Genomic DNA, 23,132 nt, shown 5'->3' with positions numbered 1-23,132 from the left:
ATACGACCACTGTGGAAGATGCCCATCGCGGGCTCGGTGACCGATCAAGGATGGGAAAGAAGCGGCGGCGGGTCAAGGCGGATTCGGGCGGATTGGCCCCCGAAGGGTGCGCCGCACCGCGCACCACCGTTGCGGCACGACCACAAAAGAGATCGATGCGTTACTTGATGCAGGACGGTTCAAACGCCGAGGTAGCGGTCGAGCGCAGCCGGCGCGGCGGCCAGATCGGCGGCGGGGCCGGCCAGTACCACCTGCCCCTTCTCCAGCACCACCACGCGGTCCGCATGGGCCAGCACGGCGCGGTAGTTGCGGTCCACCACCACCGAGGCGATGCCGGTGGCCCGCACCGTCTCGATCACGTGCCAGATCTCCCGCACGATTTTCGGCGCCAGACCCTCGGTGGCTTCGTCGAGCACCAGACAGTCCGGGTTGGTCATCAGCGCCCTGCCGATGGACAGCATCTGCTGCTCCCCGCCCGACAACTGCTGCCCGCCATGGGACAGCCGCTCCTTGAGCCGGGGGAACAGGTCCAGCACGCGCGCCTCGTCCCAGTCCTTGCGGCCATGGCAACCCGCCCGCGCCGCCATCAACAAATTTTCCCGGACCGACAGATTCGGAAAAATGCCACGCCCTTCGGGGACGTAGGCGATGCCGAGCCGCGCCACCTCGTGCGGCTGGGCGCGGGACACATCCCGGCCCGCCACGCGGATATCGCCCTCCCGCTGGCGCACATGGCCCAGCAGGGTCCGCAGCAGCGTGCTCTTGCCCATGCCGTTGCGGCCCAGCAGGCCCACGGTCTCGCCTGCGCCGACGTGGAAGTCCACCCCGCGCAGCACATGGCTGGAGCCGTACCAGGCGTTCACGCCGATGGCGTCGATGATGTCCGGCGATGCCGCGCTCATGCGTGGGCCCCTTCTTCTTCCCCGAGGTAGGCCAGCTGCACCGCCTCGTTGGCCCGGATCGCGGCCGGATCGCCGGTGGCGATGACCGCGCCGTTGACCATCACCGTGATGCGGTCGGCTACGGCGAAGACCGCCTCCATATCGTGCTCGACCAGCAGGATCGCGTGGCCGTCGCGCAGGCCGCGCAGCAGGTCCAGCATCCGCGCGGATTCCTCGGCGCCCATGCCGGCCAGCGGCTCGTCCAGCAGCAGCGCCACGGGCTGCGTGGCCAGGCACATCGCCACTTCGAGCTGGCGCTTCTGGCCGTGGGCGAGTTCGCTGGCGAGACGCCCGGCGTGCGCGGCCAGGCCGGCGCGCTCCATGGCTTCGTCGGCCAGCGCGCGGCTGGTGCGGCAGGCCTGCGCCGGCTCCCACAGCCGCCAGGCCCGCTGCGCGCGTGATTGCGCCGCCAGCCGGCAGTTCTCGCGCACGGTCAGCGGCAGGAAGATGTTGTTGCGCTGGTAGCTGCGGCCGATGCCCTGCCGCGCCAGCCGGGGCTGGCTCCAGCCGGTCACGTCCTCGCCCTGCAGCCGCAGGCGGCCGGTGGACGGCGGCAGTTCGCCGGACAGCATGTTGATCAGGGTGGATTTGCCGGCGCCGTTGGTGCCGATGACCGCGTGGATCTCGTGCAGGCGCAGGGTCAGGGTCACGCTGTCCACGGCGGTCAGCCCGCCGAAGCGGCGCGTCAGCCCTTCGGCCTGCAACACGGGGATGGCTTCCGTCATACGGCCTCCCGGCTGCGCGCGTGGCTGTCAGCAGCGGCCTCGCCTGCCGCCCCACCATTGCCGCGCCGGCGCGGCGAACGCTGGCGCAGCACGGCCGGCACGCTGACCAGCCCGCGCGGCAGCAACGCCACGGCCACGATGATGAAGCCGCCCATCAGCAGTTGCCAGTGCTTGGTCAGCGTGCTGAACCATTCGGCCAGCAGCACGAACGAGAACGCGCCCAGCACCGCGCCGGCCAGGCTGCCCACGCCGCCCAGGATCACCATCAGCATGGCATTGCCCGACTGGTGCCACGAGGCGATTTCCGGGTTCACGAAGCCGAACTGGATGGCGTAGAGATAGCCCGCCAGCCCCGCGAACACGCCACCGGCCACGAACGCGCCGAGCTGGTAGCGATAGGTGGCATAGCCGGCCGCCCGCATGCGCTGCTCGTTATGACGGATGCCGACCAGCGCGTGGCCGAAGCGCGAGCGCAGCAGCACCGCCAGCGCCACCACCGTCAGCACCAGCGCCACCAGCACCAGCCAGTAGAAGTTCACCGGGTCGTTGACGGTCAGCGGCCGGTCCCGCAGCAGGCTGAATTCGGGCCGGAAGTAGATATAGGTGCCATCGCTGCCGCCGGCGATCTTCGTATCGTGGAACACGAAATAGACCATCTGGGCGAAGGCCAGCGTAACCATGATGAAGTACACGCCGCGCGTACGCAGCACCAGCGCCCCCACCACCAGCGCCAGCGCCCCCGCAGCGCCCAGCGCGCCCAGCAGCAGCAGCCAGCCGTTGCCGGCCCCGCCCTCGGGCGCGAGCATGGCCGTGGCATAGGCCGCCACGGCGAAGTAGGCGGCATGGCCCAGGCTCACCAGCCCGGTGTAGCCAATCAGCAACTGGAGCGAGAGCGCGAAGATCGCCATGATCATCACCTTGCTCAGCAGCTCGATATAGAACTTGTGGCTGTCGGCGGTCAGCAGCAGCGGCGCCACGGCCAGCACGGCGAGCGCCACGAGCCAGCCCAGCGCCGCCAGCCAAAGCGGCCGGCGCACGTCTTGCAGCGGGGGAGCGGAGAGAGTCGGTTTCATCGATGGAGCACGCAGGTCAGCCGGCCCGGAACAGCCCCTGGGGCTTCCACAGCAGGATCAAGGCCATCAAGACGTAGATCAGCACGCCGGCGGCGTCCTGCCAGAACACCTTGCCGAAGGTATCGACGAAGCCGAGCAGCAGCGAGGCCACCAGCGCCCCCTTGACCGACCCGATCCCGCCAATCACCACCACCACGAAGCAGACAATCAGCACCTGCCCGCCCATGCCCGGGTAGACCGACGACACCGGCGCGGCAATCATCCCCGCCAGCACCGCCAGCGCCACGCCCAGCGCAAACACCAGCCGGTACAGCACGTTCACGTTGATGCCGAGCGACTGCACCATCTCGCGGTTGGTGGCCCCGGCGCGGATCATCATGCCCAGCCGGGTGCGGCGGATGACCCAGTACATCGCCCCCGCCACCAGCAGGCAGACGGCCGAGATGAACAGCCGGTAGACCGGATAGGTCATGTCGTTGCCGATCGGCAGCGCGCCGTCGAGCAGGCCGGGAATCGTCACGCCGTGGACGTCATCGCCTACCAGGATGCTGCGCAGCTCCTCGAACACGAGGATCAGGCCGTAGGTCATCAGCACCTGCTGCAGGTGGTCACGCTGGTAGAGGTAGCTGAAGAACGCCCATTCGAGCACGTAGCCGAACGCCACGGCCAGCACGATGCCGAGCGGCAGCGCGATGAACAGGTTGCCGGTGAGACTGGCCAGCGTGAACGCCAGGTAGGCGCCCAGCATGTAGAAGCTGCCATGGGCGAGGTTGATCACGCCCATGATGCCGAAGATCAGCGTCAGCCCGCTGGCGACCAGGAACAGCAGCAGCCCGTACTGCACGCTGTTCAGGCACTGGATGAGGAAGGAAACGATGTCCATGCTGGGGCCAGTCTCGATTCACGCCGGCGGTGCGCCGGCGCCTTACAGGCGGCAGCCGCGCGCCGGGTCGGCCAGGGCCTTCACCGCCACGCCGCTGACCTTGTTCTCGCGGCCGTCCACCTTGCGCAGGTAGAAGTCCTGCACCGGGTTGTGGGCCTTGGAGAGCGTGAACACGCCGCGCGGGCTGTCGACCTTGGCGGCTTCCATGGCCTTGATGACGTCCGGCTTGCGCGACATATCGCCCTTCACGGCATTGGCGCCGGCGGCCAGCAGCTGCGCGGCGTCGTAGCCCTGCACCGCGTACACATCCGGCTGGAGCTTGTAGGTCTTGGCGTAGTCGGTGCGGAAGGTCTTGTCGCGGGCGTTGGTCAGGCCATCGGCATAGTGCAGCGTGGTTTCCAGCCCCTGTGCCGCCGTGCCCTGGGCCTCCAGCGTGCCATCGGTCAGGAAGCCGGAGCCGTACAGGGGAATCTTGTCCTTGAGCCCGGCCGCCTGCCAGTCCTTGACGAACTTGACCGCGCCCCCGCCGGCGAAGAACACGAACACGGCGTCCGGCTTGAGCGAGGCCACCTCGGTGATCAGCGCCTGGAACTCCACGTTCGGGAACGGCAGGCTCAACTCCTTCACGACCTTGCCGCCCTTGGCCTCGAAGGCTTCCTTGAAGCCCTTCACGGACTGCTCGCCCGCCGCGTACTTCCACGTCAGCGTCACCACCTTCTTCATGCCGCGCTCGGCCAGCACCTGCCCCATGGCATAGCCGGGCTGCCAGTTCGAGAACGAGGAACGGAAAATATTGGCCCCGCACAGCGGCCCGGTGGCCTCGTCGGCGCCGGCGTTCGGAATGATCAGCAGCGTGTTGTTTTCCTTGGCCACCTTGACGATGCCCATCTGCACGCCCGAATGCACCGTGCCCACCACCACGTCGACCTGATCCCGCTTGATCAGCTTGGTGGCGTTCTCGGGGGCCTTGGCCGGGTCCGATTCGTCATCCACCTTGAAATATTCGATGTCGCGCCCGCCCAGCTTGCCGCCCTGCTGCTGCACGTACATGCGGAACCCGTTCTCGATGGCCGAGCCCAGCGCCGCATAGGTGCCGGTGTACGGGAGCATGAAGCCCACCTTGATCTTGCCGCCCGGGGCCGGCTGTGCCGGCTGGGCTGACTGCGCCAGCGCGCTGCCCCCGGCGACCAGCAGCGTGGCGGAAATCGAGGTGACGAGCGATGTAAACAGCGGCCTGCGCAATGCGGTGCGTTGCATGGGTGCTTCCTCCCCGGGGTCGAATTATTTTAAGGTTGAAGTATGTGCCGTTATAAACGCCGCCGAGGCCGCCGTCAACGCCCCCGCCTGGTCGCGATGGGGCGAGTGTCCACAGCGCGCGAGTTTAAGCAGCACGGTCTGCGGGGCATATCGATGGATACCCTCGATCTGCGCCATGGTCCCGTACTCGTCGTCCTCGCCCTGCACGGCCAGCACCGGGCAGCGGATATGGTCGAGCATCGGGCGCAGGTCCCAGTGGCGGAAATCGGCGTTGAGCCAGATATCGTTCCAGCCCCAGAAGGCGGAATCCACGTGGGCGTGGTGGCGCGCCAGCCGGGCGCGCAGGTCGGTGTGGAGGTAGGTCTCGCGCGTGGCGGCGATGCTGTGTACCGAAATGTCTTCCACCATGATGTGGGGGGCGAGCACGGTCAGGCCATCCACATCGTCCGGGAAGCTGGCCGCGTGGATCAGGGCGATGGAGCCGCCGTCGCTGTGGCCCAGCAGCCAGGGCTTGCCGTGGCGGCGTCCGGGGCCGATCTCCAGGGCATCGAACAGGGCCGGCAGCGCCTCGCGCGCCTGGCGGTGCATGAAATCCACGCCCCACTGCTCCTCCGGCGGGCGCGGTGTGGAACGGCCGTAGCCGTAGCGCGAGAAAACCAGCCCGCGAAAATCGCCCGCCTCGCACAGCTTGCGCGGAAAATCGCGCCACATGCTGACTGATCCGAGGCCCTCATGCAGGAAGACCACGAGCGGCCGATGCTTCCGGCGCGCGGCTATCCACTGGTATTCGATGTCGAGTGTGCGGCCGTCGAACGGCACCTTGACCAGCGCGGTGTCCACGGTAGTCTCCATGGCGGCCCCTCAGGCGTGCCGCGCGGCGTCTTCGCGCTGGCGCAGCCGGAATCGCTGGATCTTGCCCGTGGCGGTCTTGGGCAACTCGTCCACGCACTCGATCTGGCGCGGATATTTGTAGGGCGCCAGCCGCGACTTGACGAAGGCCTGCAGCTCGGCCGCCATGCCGTCGTGCCACTGGTGGCCGGGGCGCATCACCACGAACGCCTTCGGCTTGACCAGCTCGGCGGCATCGGCCACGCCGATCACGGCGGCTTCCAGCACGGCCGGATGCTGGGCCAGCGCCGCCTCCACCTCGAACGGCGAGACGTAGATGCCGCCGACCTTGAGCATGTCGTCGCTGCGGCCGGCGTAGGTGTAGTAGCCCGCTTCATCGCGCAGGTACTTGTCGCCGCTGCGGGTCCAGGCGCCGACGAAGGTGTCGCGGCTCTTTTCGCGATTGCACCAGTACATCAGCGCCGCCGAGGGCCCTTTTATATAGAGGTCGCCGATTTCGCCCGCCGCGCAGGGCTCGCCGCGCTCGTCGAGCAGCTTCAGTTCGTAGCCGGGCACCGGCAGGCCGGTGGTGCCGTAGCGGACCCTGCCGGGCTGGTTCGACAGGAAGATGTGGAGCATCTCGGTGGAGCCGATGCCGTCGAGGATGTCGCAGCCGAAGTGGGCCAGGAAGCGGTCGCCGATGTCACGCGGCAGCGCCTCCCCGGCGGAGGTGCAGACGCGCAGCGCCACGGCATCACGCGGCGGCAGGTCCGGCGCGGCGAGCAGGCCGGCGAACAGCGTCGGCACACCGCAGAAAACGGTAGGACGGTGCGTGGCCAGGCGTTGGAACACCGCCTGCGGCGTGGGCCGCTCGGCCATCAGCACGGTCGTGGCGCCCACCGACAGCGGAAACGTCAACGCATTGCCCAGCCCGTAGGCGAAGAACAGCTTGGCGGCCGAGAAGACCACGTCGTCCTCGCGCAGGCCGAGCACCTGCCGCGCGTAGAGGTCGGCGGTGTGGAACAGGTTGCCGTGCGTGTGCACCGTGCCCTTCGGGCGGCCCGTGGAGCCGGAGGAATAGAGCCAGAACGCCATGTCGTCCGGGCCGGTGGCGAGGGCTTCCGTCAGCGGCGGCGCGCTATCCAGCATGGCGGCCACGGTCGGCAAGCCGGTGCTCTCGACATAAGGTGCAGCAATGATCACATCGACGTGGATGCCCGCCTTGTCGATGGCCGCCTGCATCGTGCCGAGCAGCGGCGCGGACACCACCACCGCCCGCGCGCCGCTGTGGTCGAGCATGTAGGCGTAGTCGTCCACGGTCAGCAGCGTGTTCACCGCCACCGGCACCACGCCTGCCAGCAGGCAACCGAGAAACACGGTCGGGAAATCGATGGTATCGAGCGCGCAGAGCAGCACGCGCTCCTCGCGCCGGAAGCCCGCCTGGCGCAGCGCGCCGGCAAAGCGGCGGCAGCGCGCGTCGAGTTCGGCAAAGGTGGTCGGGCCGGTATCGTCGATATAGGCCACCTTGGCGCCACGGCCAGCGGCGAGGTGGCGCGACAACAGGTCATCGGCCGCGTTGTAACGGGCGGGCAGCGCGGCGACGACCGTCTCGGCGCTGGGGGTCGGGGGCGTCATGTCTCCACTCCTCTGGCCGCCCCGGCGATGGCTCGACGGGTGCGGCGGGATCGGCTACAGCGATGGTCTTGTTCTGGCTGTCTCGTGACCGGCAGTCTTTGCCGCCGATGTCGATGCATTTTATTTCACATCGACTATTATGCAAGCGAGGGTATGCACTATATAACAGTATGCAGCACCCGCCGACCGGCACTTTGTCGCACGTATAATGCCGCCCTGGCTGGCCTCATCCCGAACTTTTTCCCATGCGTCGCGACCCCGAACCGTCACTGAATGCCGAAGCGAATGCCGACAACCGGGCCGCGGAGCGCGATCCCTATCTGACGCACCTCGGGGAGCGCATCCGCTCGCTGCGCGCGGCACGCGGCATGTCCCGCAAGGACCTCGCGCGTGGCGCGGGGGTGTCCGAACGCTACCTCGCCAATCTGGAAACCGGCACCGGCAACGCCTCGGTACTGCTGCTGCGCCACGTGGCCGGCGCGCTGGACGTGCCGCTGCCCGTGGTCCTGGCTGAGGTGGATGGCCACGCCGATCCGGCGGGCGGCGCGGAGCAGCCCGGCAGCCAGCGCGCCGCCGAGTTCTCGCAGCTCGTGCAATGGCTGGCGCAACTGCCTGCCGGCGACCTCGCCCGCGTGCGCGAAGCGGCCCGCCACGCCTTGTCCCCGGCGGAATCGCGCGATGCGCGGCATCGCCGCATCGCGTTGATCGGCCTGCGCGGCGCCGGCAAATCCACGCTGGGCCGGGCGCTGGCGGCGGCCGAGGGCATCCCCTTCGTCGAACTGAACACAGCGATCGAGCAGGAAGCCGGCGCGAGCCTCTCCGAAATCCACTCGCTCTACGGCCAGGCCGCCTACCGTCGCTACGAAATGCGCGCGCTGGAGCGTGTGCTGCGCGAGCACGACACGATGGTGCTGGCTACGCCGGGCAGCCTGGTCTCCGAGCCGGCCACCTTCAACCTGCTGCTGGCGCGCTGCTACACGGTCTGGGTGCGCACCTCGCCCGAGGAACATATGGCGCGCGTGGTGGCGCAGGGCGATATGCGGCCGATGGAAGGCAACCGCGAGGCCATGACCGACCTGCGCCGCATCCTCCAGGCGCGCACGCCGCTCTACTCGCGCGCCGATGTGTCGATCGACACCAGCGGCCAGGACGCCAACAGCTCACTTCAGGCCCTGCGCGCGCAGATGCCCGCTATCGGCTGAACGTCGACAAGCCAGCCGGTCTGCATCGGGCCTTGCATCGCCTCCGTCGATGCACTATATTTCATCCCAAAGATGAAGGCACTATAGTGCATCAAGGAGACACGCCCCATGTCGGTCCCGGCCCCCGTTACGTTTGCGCGCCATCCGTCCCAGTATCGCCACTGGCTGCTGACCTTCGACGGTCCCGTCGCCACACTGTCCATGAACGTGGACGAGGAAGGTGGCCTGCGGCCCGGCTACGCGCTGAAGCTGAATTCCTACGATCTTGGCGTCGATATCGAACTGCACGACGCCCTGCAGCGCATCCGCTTCGAGCATCCCGAAGTGCGCACCGTGGTGCTGACCAGCGCCCGCGACCGCATTTTCTGCTCGGGCGCCAATATCTTCATGCTCGGCAAGTCCAGCCACGCCTGGAAGGTGAACTTCTGCAAGTTCACCAACGAGACGCGTAACGGCATCGAGGACGCCAGCCGCCATTCCGGCATCAAGTTCATCGCCGCCTGCAACGGCACCACGGCCGGCGGCGGGTACGAACTGGCGCTGGCCTGCGACGAAATCCTGCTGGTGGATGACCGCTCCTCCGCGGTCAGCCTGCCCGAAGTACCGCTGCTGGGCGTGCTGCCCGGCACCGGCGGCCTGACGCGCGTGACCGACAAGCGCCGCGTGCGCCGCGACCACGCCGACATCTTTTGCCTGACCACCGAGGGCGTGCGCGGCCAGCGCGCCAAGGACTGGAAGCTGGTGGACGATGTCGTCAAACCCGCGCGCTTCGCCGAACACGTGCGCGAGCGGGCGCAGGCGCTGGCCGCCCAGAGCGACCGCCCCGCCGACGCCAAGGGCGTGACGCTGACGCCCCTCGACCGACAAGACAACGCCGATGGCTACCGCTACGACACCGTGCGCGTGGAAATCGACACCACGGCGCGCCGCGCCACGCTGACGGTCTCGGCACCCGCCGCCGACCAGCCGCGCGACCTCGACGCCATCCTGGCCGCCGGCGCCCAGTGGTGGCCGCTCAAGATGGCGCGCGAACTCGATGACGCCATCCTCACGCTGCGCACCAATCATCTCGACATCGGCATGTGGATCCTCAAGACCGAGGGCGATGCGGCCGAGGTGCTGGCCGCCGATACGCTGATGGAGGCCCACGCCAGCCACTGGTTCGTGCGCGAGACCATCGGCATGCTGCGCCGGACGCTGGCGCGGCTGGACGTCTCGTCGCGCAGCCTGTTCGCGCTGATCGAGCCGACCTCCTGCTTCGCCGGCACGCTGCTCGAACTGGCGCTGGCCGCCGACCGCAGCTACATGCTCCAACTGCCGGATGATCCCGACACCGCCCCGCGCCTGGTCGCCCATGACGCCAATTTCGGGCGATATCCGATGCCGAACGGCCTCTCGCGGCTCGCCGCGCGCTTCTATGAAGACACCGCCGCCATCGAGGCCGTGAGCGCTCAAGTCGGCCAGCCGCTGGACGGCGCGCAGGCCGAGGCGCTGGGGCTGGTGACGGCCGCGCCGGACGACATCGACTGGGAAGACGAGATCCGCATCGCGCTGGAGGAACGCGCGAGCCTCTCCCCCGACGCCCTCACCGGCCTGGAAGCCAACCTGCGCTTCGGCCCGCGCGAGACCATGGAAACACGCATCTTCGGCCGGCTCACCGCCTGGCAGAACTGGATCTTCAATCGACCCAACGCCGTGGGCGAGCAAGGCGCGCTCAAGGTATTCGGCACCGGCAACAAGGCACGCTTCGACTGGGACCGGGTCTGACCGCCCCCTTCGACCGAACGACAACCAGACCCAAGGAGACCCCGGCCATGAGCATCGACTACAGCCAGAAGATTCCGAACAACGTGAACCTCTCCGATGACCGCGCCCTGCAGCGCGCGCTGGAGCACTGGCAGCCCGCCTTCCTCGACTGGTGGCGCGACATGGGCCCCGATGGCTCGCACAATTACGATGTCTACCTGCGCACGGCGGTCTCGGTGGACCCGTCCGGCTGGGCTCACTTCGACCATGTGAAGATGCCCGACTACCGCTGGGGCATCTTCCTGCAACCGGCGGACGCCGAGCGCAAGATCCACTTCGGCGAGCACAAGGGGCAGGCCGCGTGGCAGGAAGTGCCGGGCGAACACCGCGCCAATCTGCGCCGCATCATCGTCACGCAGGGCGATACCGAGCCGGCGTCCGTGGAGCAGCAGCGCCACCTGGGCCTGACCGCGCCGTCGCTCTATGACCTGCGCAACCTGTTCCAGGTCAATGTGGAGGAAGGCCGCCACCTCTGGGCGATGGTCTACCTGCTGCACCGCCACTTCGGCCGCGACGGCCGCGAGGAAGCCGAGGCGCTGCTGGGCCGCCGCTCGGGCGACGAGGACAATCCGCGCATCCTGGGCGCCTTCAACGAGCGCACGCCGGACTGGCTCGCCTTCTTCATGTTCACCTATTTCACGGACCGCGACGGCAAATTCCAGCTCTGCGCGCTGGCCGAGTCCGGCTTCGACCCGCTGGCGCGCACCACGCGCTTCATGCTGACCGAGGAAGCCCATCACATGTTCGTGGGCGAAAGCGGCGTCTCGCGCGTGATCCAGCGTACCTGCGAGGTCATGCGCGAGCGCGACATCCAGGACCCGGCCGACGTGCGCGCCGCCGGCGTGATCGACCTGGAGACCATCCAGCGCTACCTGAACTTCCACTACAGCGTGACGATCGACCTGTTCGGCGCCGACCAGTCCTCCAACGCGGCCACCTTCTACAGCGCCGGGCTGAAGGGCCGCTTCGAGGAAGGCAAGCGCGGCGACGACCACGTGCTCAAGGGCGACGTGTACCGGATCCTCGACGTGCGCGACGGCAAGCTGGCCGAGCGCGAGGTGCCGATGCTCAACGCCCTGAACGAGGTGCTGCGCGACGACTACATCAAGGATTCGGTCGGCGGCGTGGCGCGCTGGAACAAGGTGATCGAGAAGGCCGGCATTCCGTTCCGGCTGACCGTGCCGCACAAGGCGTTCAACCGTAAGATCGGCACCTTCGCCAATGTGCATGTCTCGCCGACCGGCGAGGTGCTGAGCGAAGCCGCCTGGCAGGCCAACGCGGACACCTGGCTGGCCACCGACGCGGACCGCGCCTTCGTGGCCTCGCTGATGGGCCGCGTGGTGGAGCCGGGCCGCTACGCCAACTGGATCGCCCCGCCGGCGGTGGGCGTGAACCGCCAGCCGGTGGATTTCGAATACGTCCGTTTCAACTAGATCGCTGAATCACTGGATAAGAGGCCGACATGGGCGCCCCCGACATCATCAAGCAGCACCTGATCGATCCGGAAATCTGCATTCGCTGCAACACCTGCGAAGACACCTGCCCGATCGACGCCATCACCCACGACGACCGCAACTACGTGGTCAAGGCCGAGGTTTGCAACGGCTGCAACGCGTGCCTGTCGCCCTGCCCCACGGGCGCCATCGACAACTGGCGCACGATGCTGCGCGGCGAGGCCTATCCGATCGACGCCCAACTGCTCTGGGACGAGCTGCCAGCCCAGGTGCCGCTGCCCGAGGCCGAGATCGACGCGGCGACGTCCGCCACCGCCACGGCCGCCGAGGCCCTGGCCCAGGCCGCCGCCGGCACTGGCAAGGCGCCCGCCACCGACGTGCAGGCCGTGGAAACCAGCCGGCATACCTCGCCCAAGGCGCCGTGGTCGGCCGCGCATCCCTATATCAACCTGCACGGTGTGCGCGCGCCGGTGTCGGCCACGGTGGCCGGCAACTATCGGCTGACGGCCGAAGAGGCGTCGAGCGACATCCATCACATCGTGCTCGACTTCGGCAACCAGTTCTTCCCGGTGCTGGAGGGGCAGGCCATCGGCATCGTGCCGCCCGGCACCGATGCGTCGGGCAAGCCGCACTACATCCGCATGTACTCGGTGGCCAGCCCGCGCGACGGCGAGCGCCCCGGCTACAACAACCTCGCGCTGACCGTGAAGCGCGTGGACCAGGACCACGACGGGCAGCCGGTACGCGGCGTGGCGTCGAACTTCCTGTGCGACCTGGCCAAGGGCGACACGGTGCAGGTCGTCGGCCCCTTCGGTAGTACTTTCCTGATGCCCAACCATCGCGAGGCCAGCGTGATGATGATCTGCACGGGCACCGGCTCCGCACCGATGCGGGCGATGACCGAGCGGATGCGTCGCAATATGGCGAGTTTCGATGGGCGCCGCCTGCTGTTCTTCGGCGCGCGCAACCAGCGTGAACTGCCCTATTTCGGCCCGCTGCTGAAGCTGCCCAAGGACTTCCTCGACATTCACTTCGCCTTCTCGCGCGATGCCGAGATGCCGCGCCGCTATGTGCAGGATGCGATCCGCGAAGCCAGCCCGCAGGTGGCCGCGCTGCTTGCCGACCCCCATGGCCATGTGTACATCTGCGGCCTGAAGGGGATGGAGGAAGGCGTGCTGGCCGCCTTCGGCGAGGTCTGCGCGGCGGCGGGCCAGTCCTGGACGGACCTGGAGGCCACGCTGCGCGCGGAGGGACGGCTCCACATTGAGACGTATTAGGCACTTCACAGCCTATGTCACGGCCTTTCCTTCTGAAATACACCGCCTATAATGTTTCCCAAGAAAGGAGCAAAGGCGATGCAATCTCATCAGATTCCGGACACCGAGCCCGCCGGCGGCGTGAACCCCGGCGCCACGCTCACCAAGGCCGTGATGCGCGCGGCCGGCTTTCTTGGCATCAGCCAGGCCATCGTGGCCAGCGTGCTCGGCATCAGCACGGCGTCGGTCTCGCGCATGGCGTCCGGCGGCTATGTGCTCGATGCGCACCGCAAGGAGTGGGAGTTCGGCGTGCTGTTCGTGCGCCTGTTCCGCTCGCTCGATGCCATCCTCGGCCACGACGAGCAGGCGCGGCTGTGGCTCACCCATGACAACCTCTCGCTTGGCGGCAAGCCGCTCGAGCTGATTCGCACGACTGAAGGGCTCGTACGTGTCGTTCACTACCTGGACGCCACCCGCGGTCGCATCTGAGCGCAAGCCGTTCGCGCTCAAACTGTGGCGGGCGGTGGAGGCCCAGCATGTGGTCTCGACCATGCCCCTGGTGGACAGCCTCGAGGAACAGGCCGTGCTCGAAGCCGTGCTCGACGCCGGCAAACCCGCAGTACCCCCCGACGCGCGCCACCTCCACTATCTGATCTTCACGCCCTTCCGATATCCCCCCTCGCCCTGGGGCTCGCGCTTTCGCGGCGGACAGGACCCGGGCGTGTTCTATGGCGCCGACGCCATTCGCACAGCCTGTGCCGAACTGGGCTACTGGCGCTGGCGCTTTCTGCTCGACAGCCCCGCGCTGCCCCGCATCGACGCCCGCGCGCAGACGCTGTTCCAGGTCAGCGTGAAGACCGACGGCGTGGCGCTGGACGCCGCCCCGTTCCACGATGACCCGCGCTGGACCGATCCCGACGACCACGCGCCCTGCCAGGACTTCGGCCGTCTGGCGCGAGAAGCCGGGCTGGGCCTGATCCGCTACACCTCCGTGCGCGACCCCGAGCGCGGCCCGTGCGCAGCGGTGCTGACGCCACGCGCGTTCGACCAGCCGAACCCGCTCGCCACCACCACGTGGATGCTGACCGTGCGCCCCGACCGCGTGATCTGGCAACGCGACGACCTGCAGCAGCGCGACAGCTTCGAGTTCGAAGCGACGCTGTGGCAGCGCACAACCGAAACCCCGAAATCGACCTGAACCACGGCCCCCTTCGCGTGCTCTAACTGGAAGATGGGTGCCGGTTGCACGGCACTCATCAGAAGCGAGAGGCAAAGGTGTTGCATTGCGCAAACGGTTGTCATATACTCTCAGCTTCGACGGACGCGGGGTGGAGCAGTCTGGCAGCTCGTCGGGCTCATAACCCGAAGGTCGCAGGTTCAAATCCTGCCCCCGCAACCAACCGCCGGAACGAATACGCAGCAGAACACGCTGCAACAAGAAAACCCGCCCAATCAGGCGGGTTTTTTGTTTTCCGGCCGCCGCTCTTACTTGGCGGTCGCTTGGTACTTCACACGCGTCGGGCCGCCGATGCTGTTGAACAGCAGGTCGCCATTCGGCAAGGACTGGATCAGTGCATAGGCGCCGTTACCCAGATTGTCCTGACCGAAGATCGAGCGATGGACTGTCTTGCCGGTTTCCCAGTCCATGCCAGTCACTTCCCAGCCGTCCGCCTTGGTATAGCCGTTCACGAACACGATCCGCGACGGACCGCTCACGGTCGGCACCATGCTCGTGGACACCACATCGTTGCGCGTCCACACCGAGCGCCACGCCTTGGTCTTCGTATCCCACTCGAAGCGCTCCGCGCCCGCCGCCGGCGTCAGCGCCGGGCCGCCCGCAAGCACATCGACCAGTCGATCCGCCACACCCTTCGGCCGGATGTTGTTCACGACGAACGCGCCATAGCCCAGCGCCACCACCGATTGCTCGGACTGGACGTAGGGCGTGCTGGCGGGCAGCCCGCAGGTGACCTGAATCTGATCGGCGATGCGGTTCGACTTCGTGCCGGGCCGCTGCGTGAAGCCGGCCGGGATCTCGTCGCGCCAGAAGGCCACCAGCTTCATGCGGTCAGAGCCGTCGGTGATGACCACCAGCTTGTCCGCATCGTCGCCGAAGCCCATCAGGGTCGGCGTGGAGCCCGTGCCATTGCCGAACTTCACGCTGGGCATCGGCGTCTGGCCCGAGTCATAGGCCGATTCCCAGGCGCCGTGCGCGGCATCGCGGGAGAGCGTCTTCCCGGTCCACACAAGCTTGCGCATCACCTTGTCGGAGGCGATATAGATGCCGTTCTTCTCGTCGACCGCCATCGCGTTGGAGACGATCTCGCCTTCCGGGAACTGGAACGCATCGCCGACGGGCTTGAAGTCGCGGTCGAGCACGCGGATGGACTGCGCGGCGCCCACCACCAGATGGCCGTCATATGTCATGTTCAGCATCACGCCGCCGGCATTCTCCACCGCCGTCAGGCGATCCTTGAGATCGATCGTCCGCAATAGCTTGATGCCCGCTTCCGGGCGCTTCGGATCGACCAGTCCATAGGCGCGGACCGCGGAGCGATTGGTCGCATACAGCACGCCATCCTTGCCGGACACCACGTAGATGTTGGCGCTGATCCGTTTGCGGTCGAGCGCCAGGTCGGTCTTGACCGCCTTCTCCACGCGCGCGACATCGTCCAGCGGTTCGGCGAGGATCTTGTCGAGCAGGCCGGCGGGCAGCGGCTTCGCGTCTGGATCGGGCAGCCTGGCCACCTCACGCCAGCCGCCATCGCTGACATCCACATAGGAAACCCCGCCCGACGAAGCCGCCCACATATAGCGCGGCGACGGCGTGGCCAGGGTCATGATGCTGATCGGCCCGGCCTGCACGCGTGGGGCCTTGCGCAGATCGACATGGAAGGTGCCGCGCGGGAGCGCGTAAGGCATCACATCGGTCTGAGCGGGGTCGAAATGGGTCACCGCGTACGCCTCTGCAGCGAGGAAGGGATTGGGCCGGGGCTTGCTGCGGGTGGCGGCATTCTCCTTCGCCGCCGTCACGGCCATGGCGGGGATGCTCGTCCCCACGAACATGGCCAGGGCCAGGGCGGTTGCGCTCAACCGCACCACGTGTCTTGTTCTCATCTTTCTGCTCCGCGTTGGAAAGGAGCGGCCGATGGTAGGCATCGCGGTCCGTTCAGGCGAGGTCGCAGGGGGCGTAATCGCCACAGACTTGATGTCGATCATGTTCATGGCGCCGAGGATGCACCTTGCATCACATCGCCAGGTCAATCCATGGCGGCGGACGCCCGAGGTCCGTAGGGTGCTTCTCACACGCAACGGAAGGAGAACCCAACATGACCATGCGTAGCGCGAAATCGATGGCGATCTGGGCGGCGGCTTGCACGGCGGCCTGTGCCACGCTGGCGGGCGGCGCGGCCCTCGCCGAAACCTCGGCCACCGCAGCCAAGCCGGCGGCCCAGAAGCCGGCACACGGCGCCAAGGGCCACCGCAACGACCGGCCCGCGCCGGTCAACCTGCCGGACCCCAGGAAGGGCAAGGCGGACATCGTGCCGCCAGACCGCCCCGAGGACTGGGTGCCGACCGCCAGCCCGGGCGCGACGGGGGGCGCGAAGGCAACTCAGCGCAAGTAGCCACCTCCCTCCGAGGCAGCGCGATGTGCGCCCCAGGAGCGCACATCGCGCCCGCAGCGGCCGGGCGGCGCGGTGATACACTTGGCGCCATTCCTCCCGGACGCCCCTCATGAAATTCTGCTCGAACTGTGGTCATGCGGTTGTCCTGCGCGTACCCGAAGGCGACAATCGCCCGCGCAGCGTATGCGACGGCTGCGGCACCATCCACTATGTCAATCCCCGCAACGTCGTGGGCACGATCCCCGTCTGGGAAGACAAGATCCTGATCTGCAAGCGCGCCATCGAGCCCCGCTACGGGTTCTGGACGCTGCCGGCCGGCTTCATGGAGATTGCCGAGACCACGGCCCAGGCCGCCTCGCGCGAGACCCTCGAGGAAGCCGGCGCCCGCGTGGAAGTGGGCGAACTGTTCTCGATTCTCAACGTGCCGCACGTGCACCAGGTGCACCTGTTCTACCTGGCGACGCTGCAGGACCTGGACATCGCCCCGGGCGAGGAAAGCCTCGAGGTCAAGCTGGTCGATGAAGCCGATGTGCCCTGGGACGACCTGGCCTTCCCCACCGTCATCCACACGCTGCGCTGCTTCTTCGCCGACCGCGCGGCGGGCCGGATCGCCGATGGCAGCTTCCGGCTGCACAGCCTGGACATCGACAAGCCGATGCGGCCGCTGACCAGCCGTGCCACGCCGCTGCCGGCGACCGAGGTGTCACCGGCCACGTCGCCCGCCACACCGCCCGTTACCCCCTGAACGCGGGCAACGCCCTGCCCGCCCCATGATCACCTGGCTGGACCCACAGGACCCGTTTCCGCCTGTCGAGCGGGCGCTCGGCCCGGCCAGCGATGCGCCCGGCCTGCTCGCCGCCAGTCGCGAACTCTCGCCGCAGCGGCTGCTGCTGGCCTACCGGCAAGGCATCTTCCCCTGGTATTCCGAAGGACAGCCGGTGCTCTGGTGGAGCACCGACCCGCGCATGGTGCTGGCTCCGCAGGCGCTCAAGGTCTCGGCCACCCTGCGCAAGACGCTGCGCCGCACCCTGCGTGACCCGGACTGGGAAATCCGCGTTGACGACGATTTCATCGCCGTGATGCGCACCTGCGCCATGACCGCGCGCGACGGCCAGTTCGGCACGTGGATCACCGACGACATCGTCAACGCCTACGGCGCCCTGCACCGCGCCGGCCGCGCCCACTCCGTGGAAAGCTGGTACCAGGGCGAGCGTGTGGGCGGCCTCTACGGCGTGGCGCTGGGCCGCATGTTCTATGGCGAGTCGATGTTCGCGCAGCGCACGGACGCCTCCAAGATCGCCCTGGCCGCACTCTGTGCCTTCCTCGACCAGCACGGCGTGACGATGATCGACTGCCAGCAGGAAACTGACCACCTGGCCTCCCTCGGCGCCAGCCCGATCCCGCGCGCGGACTTCGTCGCCCACGTCCGGGCCGCCACCGCCCAGCCCGACATCGCGCCGTGGCAGTTTGACAAGTCGGTACTGGCGCGCTGGGCGCCAGCTATTTGACGCAGCGCAAATCCGCCTGAAGGCAGGTGGGCAGACACTCGCTACTTCGCGTGTCTTGCCGTTCACCTGCCGGATGAAAGACCCCAATTACGATCTCGTTCTCAAGACCACCTGTGCCACGCTGCTGACCGACAAGGCCAACACGGTAATGGGGCTCGCCATCCGGCTCGGCAACACGCCGCGCCGCTATCTGGAGCTTGGCTTCCCGGACCTTCCGCTGGCCGTGAAGGTCGCCAATGTCGAGAAAATGCTGTTCCGGCACAACGTGCCGCGGCGATTTCTGGAAGGGATATATGGCACCCTGCTGGCACCCAAGGCGATCTTCAGGTCACACACCCGTCCGCATGATGTGAACGCGGTAGTGCTGTCCTTCGACACCATTCATCTGGGCCCGCTCGTTGCCATCCTGCATGCGGACAAGCAAATCGGCCGCGCCCGTTGCAACGAGCTCGCGAGCATCTATGCGAAGGAAGACAGGGATTTCGAGCGCGTGTGGCGCGCGAAGGGGCTACTGCTTTGGGAGGGGGCCAGCGAACGTGGCGACATGCCCACCATGACGGTGGCGCACAAAAGAAAAACCGCCTGAGAGACACGACTGTCCGGCTCTGATTGCCATAAGTGGGACGCCTCTCAAGCGGTGTGGCCAGTATATGACCTTCGCCCCATCATTGCAACGCCAGCGGATCTGCACCGCGTTGCACACGCCGCCCGGCTTGCTCTGATAGACTGCCAGACAGGATGCTGCCACGCGGTGTCCGCCGCCTCCGTCTTTTTGTCATGAGCGAGCCATGAGCAAGCTGAAGGAACTTCCGCTCTCCGCGTTGCAGTTTTACGCAACGGCGCCCTATGCTTGCAGCTATCTCGATGGCCGCATGGCGCGCTCGCAGGTGGCCACGCCCGCGCACCTGATCAATGCCGATGTCTACTCCCGGCTGGTGCGCGCCGGCTTCCGCCGCAGCGGCATCTTCACCTATCGCCCCTATTGCGACGAATGCCGCGCCTGCACGCCGTGCCGCGTGCTGGTGGACCAGTTCCGTCCGGACCGCAGCCAGCGCCGCGCCTGGCGCCAGCACGAGAACCTGCAGGCGCTGGTGGCGCCGCTGACCTACGTCGAGGAGCATTACGCGCTGTATTTGCTCTATCAGTCGATGCGCCACGCAGGCGGCGGCATGGATCAGGACAGCCGGGACCAGTACGAGCAGTTCCTGCTGCAAAGCCGCGTGAACTCGCGGCTGGTGGAGTTCCGCGAACCGCCGGGCTCGCCCGAGGCGGGCCGCCTGCGCATGGTCAGCATGATCGATGTGCTCGATGACGGCCTGTCGTCGGTCTACACCTTCTATGACCCGATGGCCGTCGGCGCGAGCTACGGCACCTACAACATCCTCTGGCAGATCAACCAGACCCGCGAGCTGGGCCTGCCGCACCTCTACCTGGGTTACTGGATCGCCGACAGCCGCAAGATGGCCTACAAGGCGCGCTTCCGGCCGCTCCAGGTGCTCACGGGCAATCAGTGGCATCCGTTCGACGACGAGGCCACCGCGCCCGTCACCACGTCAGCCGCCCCACCCCAACCGGGGCCCGCCCAGGAGTAGCGCCTGCCGCACGCTACAATGCCGCCCTGGTACCGACTTCGCGCCGGCCCCGGCCGCGCCCCCTCCCCGTGCTCAACGCGCTCTATCCCCTGTTTCGCCCCGCCCTGTTCTCCATGGATGCGGAGGATGCCCACCATTTCACGCTGAACAACCTCATGCGCGCGCAGCGCATGGGCCTGGCCGGCTGCCTTGGCAACACCATCGCCGCCGATCCGCGCACCGTCATGGGCGTGCGCTTCCCGAACCCCGTGGGGCTGGCGGCCGGTCTCGACAAGGATGGCGCGTACATCGACGGCCTTGCCGCGTTCGGCTTCGGTTTTATCGAGGTGGGCACGGTCACGCCGCGCGCGCAGCCCGGCAACCCGCGTCCGCGCATGTTCCGGCTGCCGCAGGCCGATGCGCTGATCAACCGCATGGGCTTCAACAATGGCGGCGTGGATGCCTTCGTGGCCAACGTCCAGGCGTCGCGCTGGAAGGCCGAGGGTGGCGTGCTGGGTCTCAATATCGGCAAGAACGCCGATACGCCGATCGAGCGCGCGGCTGACGACTACCTCTACTGCCTCGAGCGCGTCTATCCGCACGCGAGCTATGTGACGGTGAACATCTCGTCGCCGAATACCAAGAACCTGCGCCAGTTGCAGGGCGCCAGCGAGCTGGACAGCCTGCTCTCCACGCTGAAGACCGCCCAGCAGCGCCTGGCCGAGCAGCACAAGCGCTACGTGCCGTTGGCCCTGAAGATTGCCCCGGACCTCGACGACGACCAGATCGGCAATATCGGCGATGCGCTCGTGCGGCACGGCATCGACGGGGTGATTGCCACCAACACCACGATTTCGCGCGAGGCGGTCCAGGGCCTGCCCCATGCCGAGGAAGCGGGCGGCCTCTCGGGACGTCCGGTCTTCGAATCCTCCACCCGCGTGGTGCGCGCCCTGCGCGCCGTGGTGGGCGATGCCCTGCCGATCGTCGGCGTGGGTGGCATCTTCAGCGGCGCCGACGCGCGCGCGAAGATCGATGCCGGCGCGCAGTTGGTCCAGGTCTACAGCGGCCTGATCTATCGCGGCCCCTCCCTGGTGCGTGACTGTGCCGCCGCGTTGCGCCACCCCGTTGCCGGCTGAGGATGCTGCACCGCAACACATTCTCGATAATCGGCTTTCTGGCGCAATAATTTGCGGCACGCCTTGCCCCCCGAGGCGTTTAACAGCAGGATATGGCCGACCGGTGCACTAAAAGGGAGCCGCGAGAGCCCCGAAAATGGTATCCTCGCAGGCTTCCAAAGTACCGAACCCTCGGGGGAGAACAATTACATGCAGCGTCTTCAGTCGCGCCTCAAGGCATCCACCCAAACGATTCTCGGCGGCGTGGTCGCCCTGTCCGTGCTGTACGGCGGCGCCGTGCAGGCCCAGACCGTGAAAGTGCTGTCGATTGTCGATCACCCGGCACTCGACGCCATCCGCGACGGCGTGCGCGCCGAACTGAAGGCTGCCGGCTACGACGCCGACAAGAACCTGAAGTGGGAATACCAGAGCGCGCAGGGCAACACCGGCACGGCCGCGCAGATCGCCCGGAAGTTCGTCGGCGACCAGCCGAACGCGATCGTCGCCATCGCCACGCCGTCCGCACAGGCCGTGGTGGCCGCCACCAAGACGGTGCCGGTGGTGTATTCGGGCGTGACGGATCCCGTGGCCGCCCAGCTGGTCAAGGGCTGGGGCGCTACTGGCACCAACGTGACCGGGGTCTCGGACAAGCTGCCGCTGGACAAGCAGGTGGCCCTGATCCAGCGCGTGGTGCCCAAGGTCAAGACCGTCGGCATGGTCTACAACCCCGGTGAAGCCAACTCGGTGGTGGTGGTCAAGGAACTGAAGGAACTGCTGGCCAAGCAGGGCCTGACGCTCAAGGAAGCCGCCGCGCCGCGTACCGTGGACATCGGCCCGGCTGCCAAGAGCCTGATCGGCAAGGTCGATGTGATCTATACGAACACCGACAACAACGTGGTTTCGGCCTACGAGGCGCTGGTGAAGGTGGCCAACGAGTCGAAGATTCCGCTGGTGGCCGCTGACACGGACAGCGTGAAGCGTGGCGCCGTGGCCGCGCTGGGCATCAACTACAGCGACCTGGGCCACCAGACCGGCAAGGTCGTCGTGCGCATCCTGAAGGGCGAGAAGCCCGGCGCGATTGCCTCGCAGACCTCGGACAACCTCGAACTGTTCGTGAACACCAGCGCCGCCGCCAAGCAAGGCGTGACGCTGGCGCCGGAACTGGTCAAGGAAGCCAAGACCGTCATCAAGTAAGACCCGCAACGGGCCGCGCCGCCCCCGAGGGGTTGCGCGGCCTGACGCTCTCCGGCCCCGGCCCGGCCTATCCGGCCGGCCGGGGCCTCCGGACCGCAGCGCACGCGCCGCCTACCCGCCGCGCGACAGCCCGGCCGGTCCCCCGCAACAGGATTTCCCCATGTCCCTCTTTTCCCTTATGGGCGCCCTGGAGATCGGCCTGATCTTCAGCCTCGTGGCCCTCGGGGTGCTGATCTCGTTCCGCATCCTCAACTTCCCCGATCTCACCGTCGATGGCAGCTTTCCGCTCGGCGGCGCCGTGGCGGCCACGCTGATCTCCGCCGGCCAGGACCCCTTCCTGGCCACGCTCGCCGCCATCGCGGCCGGCGCGGTGGCCGGCTGGATCACCGGCTGGCTCAACGTACGGCTCAAGATCATGGACCTGCTGGCCAGTATCCTGATGATGATCGCGCTGTACTCGGTCAACCTGCGCATCATGGGTCGCCCGAATGTGCCGCTGATTACCGAGCCGACCCTGTTCACGGTGCTCCAGCCCGAGTGGCTGCCCGACTACCTGCTGCGCCCGCTGGTGCTGCTGGTGGTGGTGATCGTGGCGAAGGTCGGCCTGGACTGGTTCTTCTCATCGCAACTGGGCCTGGCGATGCGCGCCACCGGTGCCAATCCGCGCATGGCGCGGTCGCAGGGCGTGCCTACGGGCCGTGCCACGCTGGCCGGCATGGCGCTCTCCAACGGGCTGGTGGCGCTGGCCGGCGCGCTGTTCGCGCAAACCCAGGGCGGGTCCGACATCTCGATGGGCATCGGCACCATCGTGATCGGCCTGGCCGCCGTGATCATCGGCGAGACCATCCTGCCGGCGCGGCGTCTGGTCTATGTGACGCTGGCCGTGGTGCTGGGCGCCATCCTGTACCGATTCTTCATCGCGCTGGCGCTGAACACGGAGTTCATTGGCCTCAAGGCGCAGGATCTGAATCTGGTGACGGCGGCGCTGGTGACGCTGGCGCTGGTGCTGCCGGCGACGCGCAAGAAGCTGTTTGGCCGCAAGAACGGAGGTGCCTGAG

At 67.5% G+C, this 23,132-nt stretch carries 22 protein-coding genes and 1 tRNA gene; 15 read left to right on the top strand and 8 right to left on the bottom strand.

Annotated elements, in window-relative coordinates; all coding sequences use genetic code 11:
• Positions 1–179: 179 nt before the first annotated feature.
• The 7 genes from AC1DFU_RS11920 to AC1DFU_RS11890 are packed head-to-tail and all read right to left on the bottom strand — an operon-like array spanning position 180 to position 7,342.
• Complete coding sequence (locus AC1DFU_RS11920; RefSeq protein ID WP_441591149.1) at positions 180–902, bottom strand: branched-chain amino acid ABC transporter ATP-binding protein; 723 nt, start codon at positions 900–902, stop codon at positions 180–182.
• Positions 899–1,666, bottom strand: coding sequence for an ABC transporter ATP-binding protein (locus tag AC1DFU_RS11915; RefSeq protein WP_441591150.1), 768 nt, complete (start codon positions 1,664–1,666; stop codon positions 899–901). The genes AC1DFU_RS11920 and AC1DFU_RS11915 overlap by 4 nt, the downstream gene beginning before the upstream one ends.
• Positions 1,663–2,739, bottom strand: coding sequence for a branched-chain amino acid ABC transporter permease (locus AC1DFU_RS11910; RefSeq protein ID WP_092292909.1), 1,077 nt, complete (start codon positions 2,737–2,739; stop codon positions 1,663–1,665). Before AC1DFU_RS11910 ends, AC1DFU_RS11915 begins: the two co-directional genes overlap by 4 nt.
• A gap of 16 nt (positions 2,740–2,755) precedes the next feature.
• Entirely contained in the window at positions 2,756–3,622 is an 867-nt protein-coding gene (locus tag AC1DFU_RS11905; protein ID WP_092292907.1) for a branched-chain amino acid ABC transporter permease, read from the bottom strand.
• 42 nt (positions 3,623–3,664) lie between these two features.
• Complete coding sequence (locus tag AC1DFU_RS11900; protein WP_092292904.1) at positions 3,665–4,879, bottom strand: ABC transporter substrate-binding protein; 1,215 nt, start codon at positions 4,877–4,879, stop codon at positions 3,665–3,667.
• A gap of 24 nt (positions 4,880–4,903) precedes the next feature.
• Entirely contained in the window at positions 4,904–5,731 is an 828-nt protein-coding gene (locus tag AC1DFU_RS11895) for an alpha/beta fold hydrolase (RefSeq protein ID WP_092292902.1), read from the bottom strand.
• Positions 5,732–5,740: 9 nt separating this feature from the next.
• Entirely contained in the window at positions 5,741–7,342 is a 1,602-nt protein-coding gene (locus AC1DFU_RS11890; protein WP_092292900.1) for a benzoate-CoA ligase family protein, read from the bottom strand.
• Positions 7,343–7,587: 245 nt separating this feature from the next.
• Here AC1DFU_RS11890 and AC1DFU_RS11885 point away from each other — a divergent pair, with 245 nt between their 5' ends.
• The 7 genes from AC1DFU_RS11885 (at position 7,588) to AC1DFU_RS11855 (ending at position 14,459) form a co-directional block, all read left to right on the top strand.
• Entirely contained in the window at positions 7,588–8,544 is a 957-nt protein-coding gene (locus AC1DFU_RS11885; protein ID WP_441591151.1) for a helix-turn-helix transcriptional regulator, read from the top strand.
• A 108-nt stretch (positions 8,545–8,652) separates the two neighbouring features.
• Positions 8,653–10,311, top strand: a complete 1,659-nt coding sequence (gene boxC / locus AC1DFU_RS11880; RefSeq protein ID WP_441591152.1) for a 2,3-epoxybenzoyl-CoA dihydrolase — start codon at positions 8,653–8,655, stop codon at positions 10,309–10,311.
• A gap of 47 nt (positions 10,312–10,358) precedes the next feature.
• The gene (gene boxB, locus AC1DFU_RS11875) at positions 10,359–11,783 is read left to right on the top strand and encodes a benzoyl-CoA 2,3-epoxidase subunit BoxB (protein WP_092292894.1); all 1,425 of its coding nucleotides are present in this window, start codon (positions 10,359–10,361) and stop codon (positions 11,781–11,783) included.
• A 29-nt stretch (positions 11,784–11,812) separates the two neighbouring features.
• Entirely contained in the window at positions 11,813–13,081 is a 1,269-nt protein-coding gene (boxA, locus tag AC1DFU_RS11870) for a benzoyl-CoA 2,3-epoxidase subunit BoxA (RefSeq protein WP_441591153.1), read from the top strand.
• 78 nt (positions 13,082–13,159) lie between these two features.
• Positions 13,160–13,549 (top strand): MbcA/ParS/Xre antitoxin family protein, encoded by a 390-nt coding sequence (locus AC1DFU_RS11865; protein WP_092292890.1) that lies wholly within the window; start codon positions 13,160–13,162, stop codon positions 13,547–13,549.
• On the top strand, positions 13,509–14,258 hold the full coding sequence (locus tag AC1DFU_RS11860; protein WP_177219879.1) for an RES family NAD+ phosphorylase: 750 nt from the start codon (positions 13,509–13,511) through the stop codon (positions 14,256–14,258). Before AC1DFU_RS11865 ends, AC1DFU_RS11860 begins: the two co-directional genes overlap by 41 nt.
• Positions 14,259–14,382: 124 nt before the next feature.
• Positions 14,383–14,459: transfer RNA gene (locus tag AC1DFU_RS11855), tRNA-Met, on the top strand.
• 86 nt (positions 14,460–14,545) lie between these two features.
• Here the strand turns inward: AC1DFU_RS11855 and AC1DFU_RS11850 are convergent.
• On the bottom strand, positions 14,546–16,177 hold the full coding sequence (locus AC1DFU_RS11850; RefSeq protein WP_441591154.1) for a hypothetical protein: 1,632 nt from the start codon (positions 16,175–16,177) through the stop codon (positions 14,546–14,548).
• Positions 16,178–16,389: 212 nt separating this feature from the next.
• Between AC1DFU_RS11850 and AC1DFU_RS11845 the strand changes: the two genes are divergently transcribed.
• The 8 genes from AC1DFU_RS11845 to AC1DFU_RS11810 all read left to right on the top strand — a co-directional run bounded on the left by AC1DFU_RS11845 (position 16,390) and on the right by AC1DFU_RS11810 (position 23,131).
• Positions 16,390–16,686 carry a hypothetical protein gene (locus AC1DFU_RS11845; protein ID WP_441591155.1) on the top strand — a complete coding sequence of 99 codons (297 nt, stop codon included), beginning with the start codon at positions 16,390–16,392 and terminating at the stop codon, positions 16,684–16,686.
• Between the two features lie 109 nt (positions 16,687–16,795).
• A complete protein-coding gene (locus tag AC1DFU_RS11840; protein WP_092292882.1) occupies positions 16,796–17,431 on the top strand; it encodes an NUDIX hydrolase in 636 nt (211 codons plus the stop codon).
• A gap of 25 nt (positions 17,432–17,456) precedes the next feature.
• The gene (gene aat, locus AC1DFU_RS11835) at positions 17,457–18,194 is read left to right on the top strand and encodes a leucyl/phenylalanyl-tRNA--protein transferase (protein ID WP_092292880.1); all 738 of its coding nucleotides are present in this window, start codon (positions 17,457–17,459) and stop codon (positions 18,192–18,194) included.
• 73 nt (positions 18,195–18,267) lie between these two features.
• Complete coding sequence (locus AC1DFU_RS11830) at positions 18,268–18,780, top strand: MuF-C-terminal domain-containing protein (protein ID WP_092292878.1); 513 nt, start codon at positions 18,268–18,270, stop codon at positions 18,778–18,780.
• Positions 18,781–18,982: 202 nt separating this feature from the next.
• Positions 18,983–19,786: an arginyltransferase gene (locus AC1DFU_RS11825; protein ID WP_092292876.1), complete on the top strand. Its 804-nt coding sequence runs from the start codon at positions 18,983–18,985 to the stop codon at positions 19,784–19,786.
• A 68-nt stretch (positions 19,787–19,854) separates the two neighbouring features.
• Positions 19,855–20,901, top strand: coding sequence for a quinone-dependent dihydroorotate dehydrogenase (locus AC1DFU_RS11820; RefSeq protein WP_441591156.1), 1,047 nt, complete (start codon positions 19,855–19,857; stop codon positions 20,899–20,901).
• Between the two features lie 189 nt (positions 20,902–21,090).
• Positions 21,091–22,074 (top strand): ABC transporter substrate-binding protein, encoded by a 984-nt coding sequence (locus tag AC1DFU_RS11815; protein ID WP_092292871.1) that lies wholly within the window; start codon positions 21,091–21,093, stop codon positions 22,072–22,074.
• A gap of 160 nt (positions 22,075–22,234) precedes the next feature.
• Entirely contained in the window at positions 22,235–23,131 is an 897-nt protein-coding gene (locus AC1DFU_RS11810) for an ABC transporter permease (RefSeq protein WP_092292869.1), read from the top strand.
• Position 23,132: the final 1 nt, after the last annotated feature.

Source organism: Cupriavidus sp. 10L45 (assembly GCF_056395225.1).
Note: the sequence above shows the minus strand (reverse complement) of the source record. Positions and strands in the feature narration are given on the sequence as shown.